The organism is Bacillus sp. EE-W1 (genome assembly GCF_009760835.1).
Taxonomy (GTDB): domain Bacteria; phylum Bacillota; class Bacilli; order Bacillales; family Bacillaceae_G; genus Bacillus_A; species Bacillus_A wiedmannii.
Map to the genome: position 1 here is coordinate 389,207 of NZ_WIPE01000056.1, position 15,650 is coordinate 404,856.

General features: G+C 33.8%; 19 protein-coding genes and 1 pseudogene. 13 read left to right on the plus strand and 7 right to left on the minus strand.

From position 1 onward, the window contains the following. Nucleotides 1-171: 171 nt before the first annotated feature. Both GFJ36_RS09570 and GFJ36_RS09575 read left to right on the plus strand, forming a co-directional pair. Nucleotides 172-762, plus strand: coding sequence for a histidine phosphatase family protein (locus tag GFJ36_RS09570; protein WP_033656322.1), 591 nt, complete (start codon nucleotides 172-174; stop codon nucleotides 760-762). Nucleotides 763-768: 6 nt separating this feature from the next. Beyond that, entirely contained in the window at nucleotides 769-1,545 is a 777-nt protein-coding gene (locus GFJ36_RS09575; RefSeq protein ID WP_097889429.1) for a Cof-type HAD-IIB family hydrolase, read from the plus strand. Between the two features lie 7 nt (nucleotides 1,546-1,552). Here GFJ36_RS09575 and GFJ36_RS09580 read toward each other — a convergent pair whose 3' ends face one another. Further along, nucleotides 1,553-2,014, minus strand: a complete 462-nt coding sequence (locus GFJ36_RS09580) for a DinB family protein (protein WP_097889430.1) — start codon at nucleotides 2,012-2,014, stop codon at nucleotides 1,553-1,555. Between the two features lie 171 nt (nucleotides 2,015-2,185). On the opposite strand from GFJ36_RS09580, the gene alr reads away from it, so the two are divergent. Continuing rightward, nucleotides 2,186-3,361, plus strand: coding sequence for an alanine racemase (gene alr / locus GFJ36_RS09585; protein ID WP_033662679.1), 1,176 nt, complete (start codon nucleotides 2,186-2,188; stop codon nucleotides 3,359-3,361). Nucleotides 3,362-3,381: 20 nt separating this feature from the next. Here alr and GFJ36_RS09590 read toward each other — a convergent pair whose 3' ends face one another. Genes GFJ36_RS09590 through GFJ36_RS09600 form a run of 3 tightly spaced genes read right to left on the minus strand, consistent with a single transcriptional unit; the run spans nucleotide 3,382 to nucleotide 5,877 of the window. After that, a complete protein-coding gene (locus GFJ36_RS09590; RefSeq protein WP_097889431.1) occupies nucleotides 3,382-4,095 on the minus strand; it encodes a class I SAM-dependent methyltransferase in 714 nt (237 codons plus the stop codon). Beyond that, the gene (locus GFJ36_RS09595) at nucleotides 4,088-4,975 is read right to left on the minus strand and encodes a GNAT family N-acetyltransferase (protein ID WP_097889432.1); all 888 of its coding nucleotides are present in this window, start codon (nucleotides 4,973-4,975) and stop codon (nucleotides 4,088-4,090) included. The genes GFJ36_RS09590 and GFJ36_RS09595 overlap by 8 nt, the downstream gene beginning before the upstream one ends. Nucleotides 4,976-4,998: 23 nt before the next feature. Then, nucleotides 4,999-5,877 carry a protein kinase family protein gene (locus tag GFJ36_RS09600; protein ID WP_097906682.1) on the minus strand — a complete coding sequence of 293 codons (879 nt, stop codon included), beginning with the start codon at nucleotides 5,875-5,877 and terminating at the stop codon, nucleotides 4,999-5,001. Nucleotides 5,878-6,263: 386 nt separating this feature from the next. Between GFJ36_RS09600 and GFJ36_RS09605 the strand changes: the two genes are divergently transcribed. Then, on the plus strand, nucleotides 6,264-7,472 hold the full coding sequence (locus GFJ36_RS09605) for a macrolide family glycosyltransferase (RefSeq protein WP_098230709.1): 1,209 nt from the start codon (nucleotides 6,264-6,266) through the stop codon (nucleotides 7,470-7,472). Nucleotides 7,473-7,641: 169 nt separating this feature from the next. Further along, a complete protein-coding gene (locus GFJ36_RS09610; protein ID WP_000831975.1) occupies nucleotides 7,642-8,487 on the plus strand; it encodes a YitT family protein in 846 nt (281 codons plus the stop codon). Between the two features lie 46 nt (nucleotides 8,488-8,533). On the opposite strand, the gene pdxR is transcribed toward GFJ36_RS09610, so the two are convergent. Continuing rightward, nucleotides 8,534-9,934, minus strand: a complete 1,401-nt coding sequence (gene pdxR / locus GFJ36_RS09615; RefSeq protein ID WP_098230710.1) for a MocR-like pyridoxine biosynthesis transcription factor PdxR — start codon at nucleotides 9,932-9,934, stop codon at nucleotides 8,534-8,536. Between the two features lie 130 nt (nucleotides 9,935-10,064). On the opposite strand from pdxR, the gene GFJ36_RS09620 reads away from it, so the two are divergent. After that, on the plus strand, nucleotides 10,065-10,487 hold the full coding sequence (locus GFJ36_RS09620; protein WP_087982720.1) for a GNAT family N-acetyltransferase: 423 nt from the start codon (nucleotides 10,065-10,067) through the stop codon (nucleotides 10,485-10,487). 120 nt (nucleotides 10,488-10,607) lie between these two features. Beyond that, nucleotides 10,608-11,735, plus strand: coding sequence for a metallophosphoesterase (locus GFJ36_RS09625; RefSeq protein ID WP_087982718.1), 1,128 nt, complete (start codon nucleotides 10,608-10,610; stop codon nucleotides 11,733-11,735). A 20-nt stretch (nucleotides 11,736-11,755) separates the two neighbouring features. Here GFJ36_RS09625 and GFJ36_RS09630 read toward each other — a convergent pair whose 3' ends face one another. Then, a complete protein-coding gene (locus tag GFJ36_RS09630) occupies nucleotides 11,756-12,397 on the minus strand; it encodes a DUF1648 domain-containing protein (protein ID WP_157349535.1) in 642 nt (213 codons plus the stop codon). Nucleotides 12,398-12,533: 136 nt separating this feature from the next. Between GFJ36_RS09630 and GFJ36_RS09635 the strand changes: the two genes are divergently transcribed. From GFJ36_RS09635 to GFJ36_RS09660, 6 genes are read left to right on the plus strand one after another with little or no spacing between them, the layout of a single operon-like run. After that, nucleotides 12,534-13,100, plus strand: a complete 567-nt coding sequence (locus GFJ36_RS09635) for a GNAT family N-acetyltransferase (RefSeq protein ID WP_087982716.1) — start codon at nucleotides 12,534-12,536, stop codon at nucleotides 13,098-13,100. Between the two features lie 6 nt (nucleotides 13,101-13,106). Further along, nucleotides 13,107-13,667: a 2'-5' RNA ligase family protein gene (locus tag GFJ36_RS09640; RefSeq protein ID WP_088063135.1), complete on the plus strand. Its 561-nt coding sequence runs from the start codon at nucleotides 13,107-13,109 to the stop codon at nucleotides 13,665-13,667. Then, complete coding sequence (locus GFJ36_RS09645; protein WP_087982712.1) at nucleotides 13,664-14,149, plus strand: GNAT family N-acetyltransferase; 486 nt, start codon at nucleotides 13,664-13,666, stop codon at nucleotides 14,147-14,149. The genes GFJ36_RS09640 and GFJ36_RS09645 overlap by 4 nt, the downstream gene beginning before the upstream one ends. 12 nt (nucleotides 14,150-14,161) lie before the next feature. Further along, nucleotides 14,162-14,533, plus strand: coding sequence for a cupin (locus tag GFJ36_RS09650; protein WP_097889439.1), 372 nt, complete (start codon nucleotides 14,162-14,164; stop codon nucleotides 14,531-14,533). After that, entirely contained in the window at nucleotides 14,530-14,958 is a 429-nt protein-coding gene (locus tag GFJ36_RS09655) for a GNAT family N-acetyltransferase (protein ID WP_097889440.1), read from the plus strand. Before GFJ36_RS09650 ends, GFJ36_RS09655 begins: the two co-directional genes overlap by 4 nt. Before the next feature lie 32 nt (nucleotides 14,959-14,990). Then, on the plus strand, nucleotides 14,991-15,341 hold the full coding sequence (locus GFJ36_RS09660; protein WP_088063138.1) for a hypothetical protein: 351 nt from the start codon (nucleotides 14,991-14,993) through the stop codon (nucleotides 15,339-15,341). Nucleotides 15,342-15,367: 26 nt separating this feature from the next. On the opposite strand, the pseudogene GFJ36_RS09665 reads toward GFJ36_RS09660, so the two are convergent. Next, nucleotides 15,368-15,595 (minus strand): annotated as a pseudogene (locus GFJ36_RS09665) (GNAT family N-acetyltransferase); the annotation flags it as partial. Between the last annotated feature and the right edge of the window lie 55 nt (nucleotides 15,596-15,650).

A 15,650-nucleotide genomic window follows, 5' to 3' on the forward strand; every position in this document is an offset into this window, starting at 1 on the left:
CTTTTCACTTTTAAAAGAATTATAAGTTTAGAGTGCTTGTAATTGTTAAGTGGAATAACTCGTTTATTAAAACGGGTTGAACAACTGTACAGTAATATATTTTTGTAATAGAAAATTCAGAGTATGATATAATGGGATTTTGTGGATATTAAACGAGGGAGTGGAGAAAAAATGCAAATACTGCTAATACGCCACGGAGAATCAGAAGCTGATATCTTAAACGTACATGAAGGGCGAGCTGACTTTGAATTAACAGAAAAAGGAAGACAGCAAGTGCAAAGGCTTGTACAGAAAGTGAAAGCAGATTTTCCACCAGATTTCATTTGGGCAAGTACATTAAAGCGTGCTCGTGAAACTGGTGAAACGTTAGCTGAAGGAATTGGATGCCCAATTCAACTAGAAGAGGAATTAATGGAGTTTAATAACGGAGTGCAAGCAGGCTTATCTTTTGAAGAAGCAAAGAAATATCCAGAGCCAAAGTTTCTTCATGACCGTTTTGAAAATGGGGAATCATTTATTGAATTTAGAATGAGAATAGAAGGAATCTTTTCTAAAATCGTGACAGAGAATACGTATGAACGGATAGCAATCGTTGCACACGGTGGTGTAATAAATAGTCTATTACGTGCGTTTTTCAAAATGCCCATTTCAATGGACTATTATTTTAAAATGGGAGATACGGGAATAAGCTTAATTGAAATTGATGGCGAACAAAAAACGGTACATTTCATTAATGATACGAATCATTTGGACGGGATGTAAAGACCCGTGTACAAAGTAGTGTTTTTTGATGTTGACGGTACGCTTTTAAGTGAGATTGATAGAAGTATGCACGAAAGTACAAAAGAAGCGATACAAAGATTAATAGATAAAGGAATTCACGTAGTTGTTACAACAGGGAGACCATATAGCTTATGTTCACAATTTAAAGAGCTGGGCATACATACAATTATTTCTGCAAATGGTGCACATATTAAGTGTGGGGAAACAGTTCTACATAAATCGGTACTTTCAAGTGAAATCGTTCATGATATCTCAGAGTTTGCAGAATTACATGGTCACGGCGTTTCTTATTTTACTGAGGATTTTACAATGAACGGAATAGCCTCAGATAATGAGCGTGTAATGCAAGCACTTAGCGAGACGTTAAATTTAGGGGAGTACCCTGAAAAAAGCAAGGATTTGTCTGAAGAGATCTATTGTTTATGTTTGTATGCGGATGAAATAGAATCTCAAAAATTTATTGAAAAATACCCAATGTTTACATTCGACCGTTTTCATGGTTATGTCATAAATGTATTGGAAGATAATAAAGTATCGAAGCTCACCGCAATTCAAAAAGTATTGGATCACTTAAACATTTGTAAATCAGAAGCAATTGCTTTTGGTGACGGTGGAAACGATATTGAGATGTTGCAATATGTAGGATTAGGAATTGCGATGGGGAATGGCGGAGAAGTACTAAAAACAAAAGCTGATTTCGTTACAAAGAAGGCGAGTGAAGGTGGTATTTTATTTGCTTTAGAGAAGTTTCATGTCGTCTAACATACCTTTATTGGAATAAAGGTATGTTAGGATCTTTAATGTGCTCGCACAATAAAATATGAATTTGCCCACGATGATGATAAAAGTGTGCAACAATTTCAAGCAACCATTCAAAACGGGAATAAGAAATACCCCAATAAGCAGTCTTAATTTCCGCTAATTCTTCATTGGAATAGGATAAAAAAATTTTAGAAAGTACATCGTAGCCCTGTAGCATCGTTTTTTGCATTTGCGTAATTGTTTCGGGTGTTTGTTCTTTATAGAAAGTGTGTAGTTGTTTTTCAGTACTACCATTTAAAATGAGTAAATCCGCATGGCAAATCAGAGAAAGGTGTGCACACATTTCAAATAAAGCTCGCTTCGAGTGAATTGGTTGTATTTTTAAACTATCTTCATTATATTGGTTAAGCATTTGAATAGAAGTATCAACAGCAACTTGTAGTTGATGCAATGCAGATTGTACAAACATTGTAATTCTCCTCTTCTCCGTATATAATAGTTTCTTAAGGGTATTATATCATACTCAAAATTCCGAAAATTCTAGTAGTTTGACTAGCATATTGAAAAGTATTATATTGTAAAAGGTCATATGAAACGTGAAATAGAATGGAATGCAATTATTGAGTTAGGAGTTAGACCAATGAGTTTGAAATATGGAAGAGATACAATTATTGAAGTTGACTTAAATGCAGTAAAACATAATGTAAAAGAATTTAAAAAACGTGTGAATGATGAAAATATTGCAATGATGGCTGCTGTAAAAGCAAATGGGTATGGTCACGGGGCGGTTGAAGTTGCGAAAGCTGCTATTGAAGTAGGAATAGATCAGCTTGCAGTTGCATTTGTAGATGAAGCGATAGAGTTAAGAGAAGCAGGAATTAACGTGCCGATTTTAATTTTAGGTTATACATCAGTAGCAGCTGCGGAAGAGGCAATTCAATATGACGTTATGATGACTGTTTATAGAAGTGAAGATTTACAAGGTATAAATGAAATCGCAAACCGTCTTCAAAAGAAAGCGCAAATTCAAGTGAAAATTGATACAGGAATGAGTCGTATCGGTTTACAAGAAGAAGAGGTTAAACCATTTTTAGAAGAATTAAACCGTATGGAGTATGTAGAGGTAGTAGGAATGTTTACACATTACTCTACGGCAGATGAAATTGATAAATCATATACGAATATGCAAACAAGTTTATTTGAGAAAGCTGTCAATGCAGCAAAAGAATTAGGAATTCATATTCCATATATTCATAGTTCAAATAGTGCAGGTTCAATGGAGCTTAGCAATACATTTCAAAATATGGTTCGTGTAGGTATTGGAATATATGGAATGTATCCTTCAAAAGAGGTAGATCATGCAGTCGTTTCTTTACAGCCTGCGTTGTCATTAAAATCAAAAGTAGCTCATATTAAACATGCGAAGAAGAATCGCGGTGTAAGTTATGGGAATACGTATGTAACGACTGGTGAAGAATGGATTGCAACTGTACCGATTGGCTATGCTGATGGATATAATCGTCAGTTATCTAATAAAGGGCATGCATTAATAAATGGAGTTCGAGTACCTGTTATTGGCCGTGTTTGTATGGATCAACTTATGTTAGACGTTTCAAAAGCAATGCCAGTACAAGTTGGGGATGAAGTAGTATTCTACGGTAAACAAGGTGAAGAAGAAATTGCGGTAGAAGAAGTAGCGGATATGTTAGGTACAATTAACTATGAAGTTACTTGTATGTTAGACAGAAGAATCCCGCGAGTGTATAAAGAAAATAATGAAACGGCTGCTGTCGTAAATATACTAAGAAAGAACTGAATCGTTATGATTCAGTTTTTTTATTTTTGACAAATGAAAAATGTTCTGTTTGTACCGTGTAATTGAATGTTCTTAAAACCTACAGATTCCAATGAAGAAATTATTTCTTCATTGGAATAACAAGCTTCCTCAAAAGAAAAGTCACTTCTTTTCCAATTATTATCTATGTCATGTTGAAATAGTATAAAGTTCATTTCTGCTTTTTTATTTTCTTTATCATATGTAGAATCAATTGTACATACATATTCTTCCGCTGAAATATGAAATGAAGCAATCCAATTTTCAAGAAAACATTTCTCCATATTCATATCAAATACGAATGTACCTTCGCTATGTAATACGGAGTAAACATTATGAAAAACATTTTTTAATTCATCTAATTTTAAAATATGGTTTAAGCTATCGCCAGTAGAGATAACATAGTGAAATTGCTCATTTATATTGAAATAACGAGCATCATCGACGATAAAGGTTGCGTCTGGCGCGTTTTGACGTGCGTATTCAATCATTTGAGCAGAACCATCTATACCAGTTACTAAAAAAGTATTATCAATTAATTTCTTAGTAAGGTGACCAGTCCCGCAGCAAAGATCTAAAATATGAGAATGTGGTGGTGCATATTGTAAAACGAGTTTTTCCAAAAGTAGATAGGAGTGTTCAGCATAATGCCCCCAATGTTTATTATAAATGGATGCGAAAATATCATAATCAGAATAAATTAGTTTTTTACACATATGTATTCACCTCAAGATTCATTACATTATAATAGTCATGCTTCTTTTTCATTTCAAAACCACATTGTGTATATAGTTTTAAAGCGTGGTTATTTTTCGTTTCGACGTCTAATTCAATTGTTGAAATTCCTTTTGTAATAAGGGTATGTACCATATAACTAAGAATATCTTTTCCGTATCCTTTACCTTGATAAGAAGGATGAACGGCGAATCCTGATAGTGTAGTAGATTGTTCTTGCTCAGAAACTGTAATCGTTCCTATCACTTTTTCGTCGATAAGAGCACAGTAAACTTGATAGGAAGGGGAATTCATCATTTTTTGTAACCATGTAGCGGTATTTTTTGCTGAATCTCCAAAAGCTTTACTGGAAATTTCAATAAGATCAAGAAGTGACCCTGAAGATGCAAGAGTAAGCTGTATAGAATTCTTTGTTGTTTTTTGAACTTCTTTAGCTTTGAAATCCATACTATATTCACTATATAAATAAGGTAACTTCATATGTCTTGCAAATTCTTTCCCAGAAGCAGAATCCCCATTCATAATAAGAAGAGCTTCATCTGCCGCTCTTATTCGTATTTCTTTCATTGCGGTTTGTAAAAGAGTAGTGCCTATATGTTGTTTCCTATAGTTCGGATGAACAAACCCTATTAACTCCAGTTTTGTCGGTCTTTCAAAATCATACATACTTAATGCACCGATTAATTGAGTATTATCATAAAATAGGAAATCATATACCTCTTCATTATTGCGAGCAGTTAAAAAGTTTATATGTAAATCTGATGAGTAATCAATTTGATCGTGTTGCCCACAAATATGAGCTAAATCTTTCATTTGCTGAATTTCGTTTGCTATTAAAGATTTCTTTTGTTCAATATTCATTTCAAAACCCCTCTCATTCGTATTTAAAAATAGGATGGATGACTAAGCCACTTTTTTAACTCCACACTGCCCTGAACAGATAATAACCGGTACAAATATCGATAGGGAGGTCTACATTCTGCAAGATGAGGAAGGGGCATAATGGTTTCGTAACCTTGTTTAAAAGCATGTGCCTCTTTTTCTGTAAACACATATTCTAAGCCTATAAAATCAAACTCCCGGGGAGCAACGGCATAGGCTTCTGTATCTACTAATCCCGTAATAGTTGTACCATCTGATAAAAACTGAGTAGGGTCCATATCAATTAAAACGAGCGTTGATTCCTTTGGTGCTGGTAAGGAAGAAAGTTGTGATTCAAAAGTAGGAAATGCATTTTGTATGCTTTCATTATCGGAATAAAACATATTCACAAGCTCTTTACTCACATTTAAAATGTGTGATTGGAATTCATCTAGTGTAATTTGGAAGGAACCTGACACATTTCCTATGTAATCGGCTTTAAATGTATGTATTTCTGCAAGCCCTTTTCCTAGACTGAATAAAATAGAATCTGGTTGCCCGATAAAAGATTGAACTGTGTTACCTACTAACTTTTCGGCTACAACGAATTCACGGCCATTTAAAATATGTTTTTCTAATATTGTTGGGATAGGAAGATTAGTATGTTCTTGCAGCAATGTATGTACAGCTTTTAAATGATGTACGTTCCTTGGATCAATTCCAAATAGGTTTTTACATCCCCACCAAAAATCATTATTTGGCTCTTCATTCATTTTAGAAGAACGAACGATGACTTCTGCATCTTCTGTTCGGACGAGAAACACATCGCTTGCATGGTCTTCATAACCTGGGTGTAAAGCTTGAATAGATAAAATAGGTGAAGTGAATAGTTGTTGTAGCATGAAGTTACCTCTTTTTCTGTAAATTCTATAAATTCATTATATAACAGAATATGTTCCAAGTGGATAATGATGAGGTCAACTTAGAACTTAAATAAATTTATAGTGAGAAATCAGTGTGGAAATTATATTTTTCTACTTTTGTATGAATTATCAAAAAAATGTTTCTGATGATAAATCTGTAAAAATGCCTGAATGTAACTCCCGTATTTTTCAATAAATGAAAGGTTAAGCATACTTTTATAAGAGTTATAATGTAGGTTATGAAAAATATTTCTCAATAATAAAATGAAGTGAAAAATATGAAGAAGTAGAATAGATTCCTTTATAATAGTTTTAAATTAATTAATATAATTAACTATTAATATTGTTAGATAGGAGAGAATATGATGGCAAATGTACTCGTAATAAATTTTCCCGGAGAAGGTCATATAAATCCGACTTTAGCTATTGTAAGTGAGTTAATTCGGCGAGGGGAGACAGTTGTTTCGTATTGTATTGGAGATTATAGAAAGAAGATTGAAGCAACAGGTGCAGAATTCCGAGTGTTTGAGAATTTCCTCTCTCAAATTAATATTATGGAACGAGTAAATGAAGGTGGGAGTCCTTTGACGATGCTATCTCATATGATTGAAGCATCAGAGCGTATTGTGACTCAAATTGTAGAAGAAACAAAAGGGGAAAAGTACGATTACTTGCTATACGATAATCATTTTCCCGTAGGACGTATTATAGCCAATATTTTAAAATTACCTAGCGTTTCTTCTTGTACAACATTTGCTTTTAATCAGTACATTAATTTTAATGATGAACAAGAATCAAGACAAGTAGATGAAACGAATCCGTTATATCAATCTTGTTTAGCGGGAATGGAAAAATGGAATAGGCAGTATGGAATGAAATGTAATAGTATGTATGATATTATGAATCATCCTGGTGATATTACTATTGTATATACTTCAAAAGAATACCAGCCGCGTTCAGATGTATTCGATGAATCGTATAAGTTTGTCGGCCCATCAATTGCTACTCGAAAAGAAGTAGACAGCTTTTCTATGGAAGATTTAAAAGATGAAAAATTGATTTTCATTTCTATGGGAACAGTTTTTAATGAACAACCTGAACTATATGAAAAATGTTTTGAAGCGTTTAAAGATGTAGAAGCGACAGTCGTATTAGTTGTTGGTAAGAAGATAAATTTAAATCAATTTGAAAACATTCCGAATAACTTTAAGTTGTATAATTACGTACCGCAATTAGAAATATTACAGCATGCTGATGTATTCGTGACACACGGTGGTATGAATAGTTCGAGTGAAGCACTATATTACGGTGTCCCGTTAGTTGTAATTCCGGTAACAGGAGATCAGCCTTTAGTTGCGCAACGAGTGAGTGAAGTAGGAGCTGGAATAAGGATTAATCGTAAAGAATTAAGTTCTGAATTGTTACGTGAGACTGTAGAAAAAGTAATGGATGATGTGAAGTTTAAAGAAAATAGTCGTAAAGTTGGTGAGTCCCTTAGAAATGCTGGTGGGTATAATAGGGCAGTTGATGAAATATTAAAAATGAAAATGAATTCATACTTAAAACTTAAATAAATGTTTGGAGCACACTTACTGTAATACGTAAGTGTGTTTCTGTAAATAAATTACATAAAAAATCACTGTAAAGGTGAAACTTTTGTGTATATAAACTCATATCTTTGAATTAGTAGTAAAATTACGTTAAAATAATACTAAGAAAATATATAAGTTTTGGGGGTAATGAATGAAAAGAGTATTTGAATACGTATTATTAACAATTGGATCGATTATTGTAGCGGGTTCATTAGAGCTTATTTTAGCACCTAATGGCTTAGTAGATGGTGGGGTAACGGCCATTGCTATTATGGCAAATAAAGTTGCTGGATTACCGCTTTACGGAGTGTTTTTAGGACTTAATATTCCTATCCTGTTATTTACTGCAAAAGTAATGGGGAAGAAGTTCTTCATCCGTACATCTTATGCAAATGTAGTTACAACACTCGGATTAATCTATTTAAAACCATTTCCGGCGATTACAACTTCTGAATTATTAATTGTACTTTATGGTGGCGTACTGTTTGGAATAGGCGTTGGGATTGTTGTTAAAATGGGTGGCGCAATAGATGGATCAGAAATGTTAGCGGTTTGGATGAACAAACACTTTAAAGTACCGATTAGTACATTTTTACTTGCTGTAAATGCAGTTATTTTCACATTTGTAGCGATTTTATTTTCAATCGAACAAGCGATGTTCTCATTAGCAATTTTCTATATTGTTACGAAGATGATTGATTTCATATTAGATGGTATTAACCAAGGAAAGAGCGTCATGATTATTTCTGGTAAAAATAAAGAAATAGGCGATCTGCTTATGAAAGAATTGCAATTATCCGTTACGTATCTACATGGAGAAGGTGGTTTTTTAGGAGAACATAAGAGAATCATTTATTGTATTACAAACCGTTTCATTTATCCAAAAATGAAAGATCTCGTTCTCTCTGTAGATCCAACTGCTATCATTGAAGCTTCCTATTCAACAGAAACAACTGGTGTCAAACGTCCGGGAAGGGCAGCGAGATCAGAAAAATAGTGAATGAAAATAGCTCCACGCAAGTATAACTTGCGTGGAGCTATTCTTATTTAAGGAACCAGGCCTTCTTCAGTAATTGAACTACAGTTTCGATACAATCCTCTGGAATACTGCCAAAACCGAGCAATACATACGATTCATCCATTACATTATGAACAGAATCGTATATGGAGAGAGGGTATAACTTAATACGTTCTTTTGCGGCTGCATGAATAAGTTCTTGTTCATTCATCCCGTTATGAACGTGAAGTACAATGTGAAGTCCGGATTGTTCACCGAGTATATGAACGTTATTTCCCATCTCGTTTGTAATAGATTTAATTAAAGAAATATGTTTTCTTTTATATAACGTCCGACTTCGGTTAATATGACGTTCCCAATCACCATTTTGAATAAAGGTGGCAAAGGTAAGTTGCTGCAGCGTAGAAACAGTTTGTTTAAACATACCACCAAGCTCTTCATAGGATCTTAACAGATGAGGTGGTAAAACAATATATCCCATTCGTAAAGAAGGTAAAAAAGATTTCGAGAAAGTTCCCATATAAATAACACGTTCATTTGCATCTAGTCCTTGTAAAGAAGGAATAGGTTTTCCTATATAACGGAATTCCCCGTCGTAATCATCTTCAATAATATAGCCCTTACAATCATTCGCCCATTTTAATAACTCGAGTCTTCTAGATAATGGCATAATGATTCCAAGTGGAAATTGGTGAGATGGAGTGACATAAGCTACATTGCAACCCGATTCACGTAAAGCGGAAATATGAATTCCTTTATCATCTAAAGGGATGGGGTGAACGGTAAGACCAGAACTTTGAATCATAGCAGGAATACGGTGAAATCCAGGGTTTTCGATTCCGAATTCCTTTTTTGAACCAAGTAGTTGAAGTAGTAGCCAAAGAAGAGGCTGCGTACCTGCTCCAATAATAATTTGATCCGGTGAAGAATGTACCCCGCGAGCATGATATAAATACTTTGAAATATGTTCTCGTAGAACGAGTTCACCTTGTGGATCTTCCTTAGCAAATAATTCATTTTCATACTGAAATAAAGTTTCGTGTATTGCTCTTTTCCAGTTTGTTATCGGAAAAGCTTTTTGATCAATAAGTCCTTGACTACAATCATAATCATATTGTTCGTTTTCTTTATTGTTAGCACTGTTTGACGCAATTTGCTGTTTCTTTTGAATGACATCCATATCAACTTCTGCAACAAAAATCCCACGTTTCGGTTTGCTTTCTACATACCCTTCAGCTAGTAATTGTTGATAAGCGGATTCCACTGTAATACGGCTCACATTAAGTTGTACTGCTAAATTTCTGTGAGAAGGAAGGCGTGTACCGGCACATAGTGATCCATGAGAGATTTCTCGTTTCATATATTCATAAATTTGTAAGTAAAGGGGTGTTTTACTTTGTAATAATAATGGGATAGTCAGATCCATTCGTAGACGCTCCTTTTCATACTGGCCTTATAAAAAAGGATAAAACTGTCACTTAAGCTAAGGGCAGTGGCTTTCTATAATGATGATATAACATTTAGAAAATTTTATAAATAGTAAGGGGAGAATCAAAATGAATATTAGAGAGGTAGTAACAGAAGCGGATTTACATGATGTATTTCCCGTATTACAGCAGTTACGAACGAAACTTTCAAGAGAAGAAGCAAGTTCTTTGTTTCAAAAAATGAAAGAAGAGAATTATAAACTATTTTCGCTACGTAATGAAGAGGATGAAGCAGTTAGTCTAGCCGGTGTAGCGATTTGTACGAATTTTTATAATGAGAAACATGTTTTCGTATATGACCTTGTAACAGCAGAAGCACATCGTTCAAAAGGGTATGGGAATGTATTACTCTCCTATATAGAAAACTGGGGAAAAGAAAACGAATGTGAGTCCATCGTTCTTACATCAGCGTTTCCTAGATTAGACGCTCACCGCTTTTATGAAAGAGAAGGTTATGATAAGGTAAGTTTTTCTTTTTATAAAGAATTATAAAGAAGGATAGGTTCTATATGACATAATATATAGAACCTATTTCATTTAGAAAGGTTTATAATTTATGTTGTTGAATTGTTTTTTTGTAAATAATACAGAGAATGATTGGAGCGCTTACACTTGGAAAAAATAAAGAAACTATCAATCCCTAATGATGTTAGAGTAATCGTAATATCTGATATTCATGGAGAATTACTTCTTTTAAAAGAATTACTACAGAAAGTTAACTTTAAAGATGAAGATTATTTAATTATTAATGGTGATCTTTGTGAGAAAGGAAGAGACAGCATCGGCGTCGTAAACTACGTTATGAATCTTGTAAAGAACAATTCAAATGTTCACGTTGTTGAAGGGAATTGTGAAGTTTTAGTTGATGCGCTTTTAAATGAAAATCCTGGTCTTATCAATTATTTATGTACGAGAAAGCATTCGATTTTTAATGAATGGTTAGAGTGTGTGCATTTCTCTATTCATGAAGGTACGCCTATTCAAAAAGTAAGGGAAGTATTAATGAGCCATTTTTCAAAAGAAATAAAGTGGCTGACAGAATTGCCAACAGCGCTTGAAACAGAAGATTATATCTTTGTACATGCTGGCCTTGAAGATAGAGAAGATTGGAAAGAGACAGAACGAAAAAATGCGATAGCAATGCCGGAGTTTTTCAATAAATCACATAGAGCACATAAATATGTAGTTGTCGGTCATTGGCCTGTTGTAAACTATTCAGACAAAGCACCGTCTAATAATCCAGTTATTGATAAGGAGAAAAAGATTATTGCGATGGATGGGGGAAATGCGATTAAAGAGGCAGGGCAATTAAACGCATTTATCATTCAAAGGAAACCAGCAGGTGATATGTTTTCTTATACATATGTAGACTATTTTCCAGAGTTTGAAGTGATAGCAGATTTTAATGCGAATTCAGAAATGCAGGGCGGGGTAACATATCCATATTATTACATAGAGCCGATGGAGAAGGTGCAAGAATACACAATATGCAAGCAAAAGGAAACGAATACATTACTTTATGTGAAAAATGAATATATTAGGCAGCTTGAGTCAGGTGATTACACAGTGAAAACCGATATTTCTTGTGCACAAATATGTGTAAGGAAAGGGGACATTGTTTCTCTCATTGATGGAAGCTGTTCAGGATATGATTTAGTGAAAAGAGATGGAATAGAAGGCTGGATAGAGAAAGGGATTTTAGTTGAGATAGAAAAAATGAAAAAGAAAACGTTTAGCTGAAATAGGCGGTATAGAACCTCCTATTTTTTTATTACCTTTTTAAATGAGTAGATTGCTTGCTTGCTGTCTTTCATAAGTAAGTAAATCGTACTCGGTAAAATGGCAAGCGTCATTCCTAAAATAATTGCGATTATAGCATAACCTCTATACGGAACAGGAACGATAAATGGAAGCCCGGCTAGGAAAACACCTGCTATTATCATTGAAATACTACAAATATTTGAAGCTCTTTTTTCAAGATGTTTATCATTCCATTCCAATGAAACCGTTGATTTACTCGTATCGATTTTGGAACTGAAATAGCCTATTAATATAAATAAAAGCCCTAATGCTAAAAATATTAAATGATCAAGAGGAAGAGTGAAGCCAAGAGCGATGAGAGCAATGACAATATCGACAAAAAATAAAAATAGTAAAATTGTGTTGCCAATCCAAAGGAGAAATTTCTGGTTACTCGCTGCTTTAGATAAAGTTAAAAATAAAAAGAATAAGAAGGTACATATAATTATATTTACGATAACAAAAGTGCTTTTATCCATTGTTGATGTAGGCGTTCCATTGAAGTCCCATTTCGTAACAATACGTAATGGTAAGAAGAAATAGAGAATAATATTTGTTGTAATAATAGTGAGAAATAAAGTAATACTAAATCGATTATTCATTGAATCACCAGCTTTCCACATGAATAATTGGTATCTTATAACAAAATTATACAATATAATAAACGATATTTGTTTTGATTTTTCTGAAAAAACATTATAATTATATATGAAATAAAGAGGAGTGTAGGAGGAAATTATGCAAAACGTAAGAGTAAAAGGGGATAAAGTTACAATTCGTGCAATTGAAGAATCAGATATAAAAACATTATGGGATCTCGTATTTAAAGAAGAAAATCCAGAATGGAAAAAATGGGATGCACCGTATTTTCCGTTTTCAATGCAAGAATACTCGTCTTATAAAGAGAAGATGAAAACTCGTTTAAAAGAGGAACCTCTATCCAATTTAATTATAGAAAGCAACGGTCAAATTATAGGGACAATCGGGTTTTATTGGGAATATAAACCGACGCGTTGGTTAGAGATAGGGCTTGTTATTTATAATCCAAATTACTGGAATGGTGGTTATGGTACAGAGGCGTTAACGTTATATCGAGATTTACTATTTGAAAAGATGGAGATTGGCAGAGTAGGAATCACGACTTGGTCTGGCAATGAACGAATGATGAAAGTAGCGGAGAAAATAGGAATGAGCTTAGAAGGTAGGATGCGAAAATGTCGTTATTATAACGGGACGTACTATGATTCTATTCGAATGGGAATGATTCGTGAAGAATGGGAAGCGTTATATGTAACGAAGGGGTGAGAAAGTATGTACGCTATTATTGCTACATTTGATCGTGTGTTTACTAATAAAATTATAGAATTACAAAATGAAATAACAAATATCATTGGCACAAATCAATTAGCCGGAGTAGAACCTCATATTACATTAGCTGATTACAATGAGGTAGATGTTAACTTATATACTAAGAAATTAGAGGAGTTTGTAGCTGTTCAAGAAAATATGGCTGCAATAAATTTTCCTTCTGTTGGAGTTTTTCCTACTAATGGAACGATCTTTTTAGCACCGACCATTACAGATGAATTGTTAAAACTTCATCATTCTTATCATGATAATTTTAAAACTTTTCATGATAATTTAAATTCATATTATGTACCAGGAAAATGGGTTCCGCATTGCACGATTGCAAATAAGTTACATGCAAATCAGTTTTTAAGTGTAATGGAATATATATATGAAAAATTTGATTATGCAACAGCTTCAATTGAGAAATTAAAATTAATTAAAGTGAATTATGAAAATGGTTCTGCCATTTCTTCTAGTATATTAGCAGAATATAAGTTAAAGAGAATGGAGACAACGAGATGACATATGTAATTAGAGAAATGAAGCAAGAAGATATTCACGCTGTACAATCCGTAGCGAAAATAGCTTGGCATGATACATACGAAAGCATTATTCCGAGAGAGATTCAAGACAGATTTTTAGACGAGGCCTATTCTGATGAAAAAATGAAATATCGTCTTGAAAATACACATTTATTCGTTGCGGAAGAAGAGGGAGAAGTAATTGGCTTTGCGAATTTTTCACCTGTTAGATTGCAAAACGAAGCAGAATTAGGAGCGATTTATTTGTTACCAGATCAGCAAGGGAAAGGGGTAGGAAGTGCTTTATTACAAAAAGGGTTAACGGAATTAAAAGGAATTCGGAAACTATACATTCATGTAGAAGCAGCGAATGAAAAAGGAAAACGTTTTTATGAAGCGAAAGGTTTTGCACAATTAGAGGAATTTGAAGAAGATTTTGAAGGACATATGATGCAGACAGTAAGGATGGTTTTATACGTATAGGGAGGATTAGTAATGAAAATTTTTGATTTTAGTGAAAAAGTGGGAAAGAAAATCTCAGCATTTCAATCTAATTTCATAATGTCAAAAATATTAAACCATAAAGGAAATGTACATATTGGTGCTATGCATTTACGAGAGAATGGAATAATTGGATATCATGAAGCAGTTGTATCACAGCTGCTTCTTATTGTGGATGGAGAAGGATATGTATGCGGAGCAGATAAAGAAAATGTGAAGGTGGAAGCGGGACAGGCTGTGTTTTGGGAGAAGGGCGAATTTCATGAAACGATTACGGAAAAGGGATTGCTGGCAATTGTGATTGAGTCGGAGGAACTTGAACAAGCGATAGTAATGCCTATTAATGAGTGGAGTTGTGAAAAATGATAGAAAAGGCGAATCGAGAAGAAACGAATGAAATCTTACAGTATGCAGCTCAATCACTTTTTGAAGGGACAAGAGGGAATTGTCGATTAAGTATAGAGAAAGCGATTGAAATTACAAAGCCAATAGTGGAAAAGGGAGCATATTATTTAGTTATTAAAGAAGAAAAGAAAGTAATAGGATGGGTATTAATAGGGGAAAATACAGACTATTTTTCTCGTGAAAAACTTGGATTTATATATGAGTTATACGTTTTTCCAGAATATCGAGGGAAAGGACTGTCGAAAGAACTGATGGAAGCTGGTATTAAGGAATTGAAGGAGACGTATTCAGAAATTCGCTTAAATGTATTTGCCGGGAATTTTGCGAAAGAGATGTACGAAGAGTTTGGTTTTGTTGAAAGACAGGTAATTATGACTTTGAAGTGAGAACAATAGGCTTGAACGGGAGAGGGGAAAGAATGAGAAAAGAAAATGAGTATGTTTCGTATTTACAAAGAGTGTGTCCTGAATTACAAATAAGATCAGCTTATATAAATGAAATTGGCCAAAATAATGATGTATTAATTGTAAATGATAATGTAGTATTCCGTTTTCCGAAATATGAAAAAGGTATTCAAAAACTTCGAATAGAATTAGCTAGTTATGGAGAGGAGTTTTTACAACTATTTTCAGCTCATTATCCTAATTTAGAAGCAGTAAAGGAACGAATGTATTTTTATAAAAGTACATTTGCGCTTCAAGAAGCATTGTTTGGTGTACTAAATAATGATAAAAAAGCCTTTGAAGCTGGATTAGCACAATATGTATAAAAAGCCGATTTCAAATCGGCTTTTTATTATCGGTACATCGTCCACATCCCTATATCTTTAAACCCTAATCGTTTATAAATTCGTCCAGCAGCCGGATTATTATAAAACAAGCAAAGTGTTCGGCCTTCTTTCGTAAAGTCTTGAATCATTTTTTGCAATATGAGTGAAGCAAATCCATTTCCGCGGTAGTTCGGATGCGTACATACGCCAACTACCATAGCGGATAATGAATTTTCAGCAGATGTAGAGGCGGAAGTTAATCCTGATGAGGTTTTATCTATGAGTGACCACTCTTTTAGTTATTCGTTT

Bases quoted from the DNA above. Each gene is read 5' to 3' on its own strand.
- GFJ36_RS09635 (WP_087982716.1), top strand. From the start codon at position 12,534: ATGCAAAACGTAAGAGTAAAAGGGGATAAAGTTACAATTCGTGCAATT.
- GFJ36_RS09660 (WP_088063138.1), top strand. From the start codon at position 14,991: ATGAGAAAAGAAAATGAGTATGTTTCGTATTTACAAAGAGTGTGTCCT.
- GFJ36_RS09620 (WP_087982720.1), top strand. From the start codon at position 10,065: ATGAATATTAGAGAGGTAGTAACAGAAGCGGATTTACATGATGTATTT.
- GFJ36_RS09610 (WP_000831975.1), top strand. From the start codon at position 7,642: ATGAAAAGAGTATTTGAATACGTATTATTAACAATTGGATCGATTATT.
- pdxR (WP_098230710.1), bottom strand. From the start codon at position 9,934: ATGGATCTGACTATCCCATTATTATTACAAAGTAAAACACCCCTTTAC.
- GFJ36_RS09600 (WP_097906682.1), bottom strand. From the start codon at position 5,877: ATGCTACAACAACTATTCACTTCACCTATTTTATCTATTCAAGCTTTA.
- GFJ36_RS09630 (WP_157349535.1), bottom strand. From the start codon at position 12,397: ATGAATAATCGATTTAGTATTACTTTATTTCTCACTATTATTACAACA.
- GFJ36_RS09570 (WP_033656322.1), top strand. From the start codon at position 172: ATGCAAATACTGCTAATACGCCACGGAGAATCAGAAGCTGATATCTTA.
- GFJ36_RS09595 (WP_097889432.1), bottom strand. From the start codon at position 4,975: ATGAATATTGAACAAAAGAAATCTTTAATAGCAAACGAAATTCAGCAA.
- GFJ36_RS09605 (WP_098230709.1), top strand. From the start codon at position 6,264: ATGGCAAATGTACTCGTAATAAATTTTCCCGGAGAAGGTCATATAAAT.
- alr (WP_033662679.1), top strand. From the start codon at position 2,186: ATGAGTTTGAAATATGGAAGAGATACAATTATTGAAGTTGACTTAAAT.
- GFJ36_RS09580 (WP_097889430.1), bottom strand. From the start codon at position 2,014: ATGTTTGTACAATCTGCATTGCATCAACTACAAGTTGCTGTTGATACT.
- GFJ36_RS09590 (WP_097889431.1), bottom strand. From the start codon at position 4,095: ATGTGTAAAAAACTAATTTATTCTGATTATGATATTTTCGCATCCATT.
- GFJ36_RS09645 (WP_087982712.1), top strand. From the start codon at position 13,664: ATGACATATGTAATTAGAGAAATGAAGCAAGAAGATATTCACGCTGTA.
- GFJ36_RS09640 (WP_088063135.1), top strand. From the start codon at position 13,107: ATGTACGCTATTATTGCTACATTTGATCGTGTGTTTACTAATAAAATT.
- GFJ36_RS09655 (WP_097889440.1), top strand. From the start codon at position 14,530: ATGATAGAAAAGGCGAATCGAGAAGAAACGAATGAAATCTTACAGTAT.
- GFJ36_RS09650 (WP_097889439.1), top strand. From the start codon at position 14,162: ATGAAAATTTTTGATTTTAGTGAAAAAGTGGGAAAGAAAATCTCAGCA.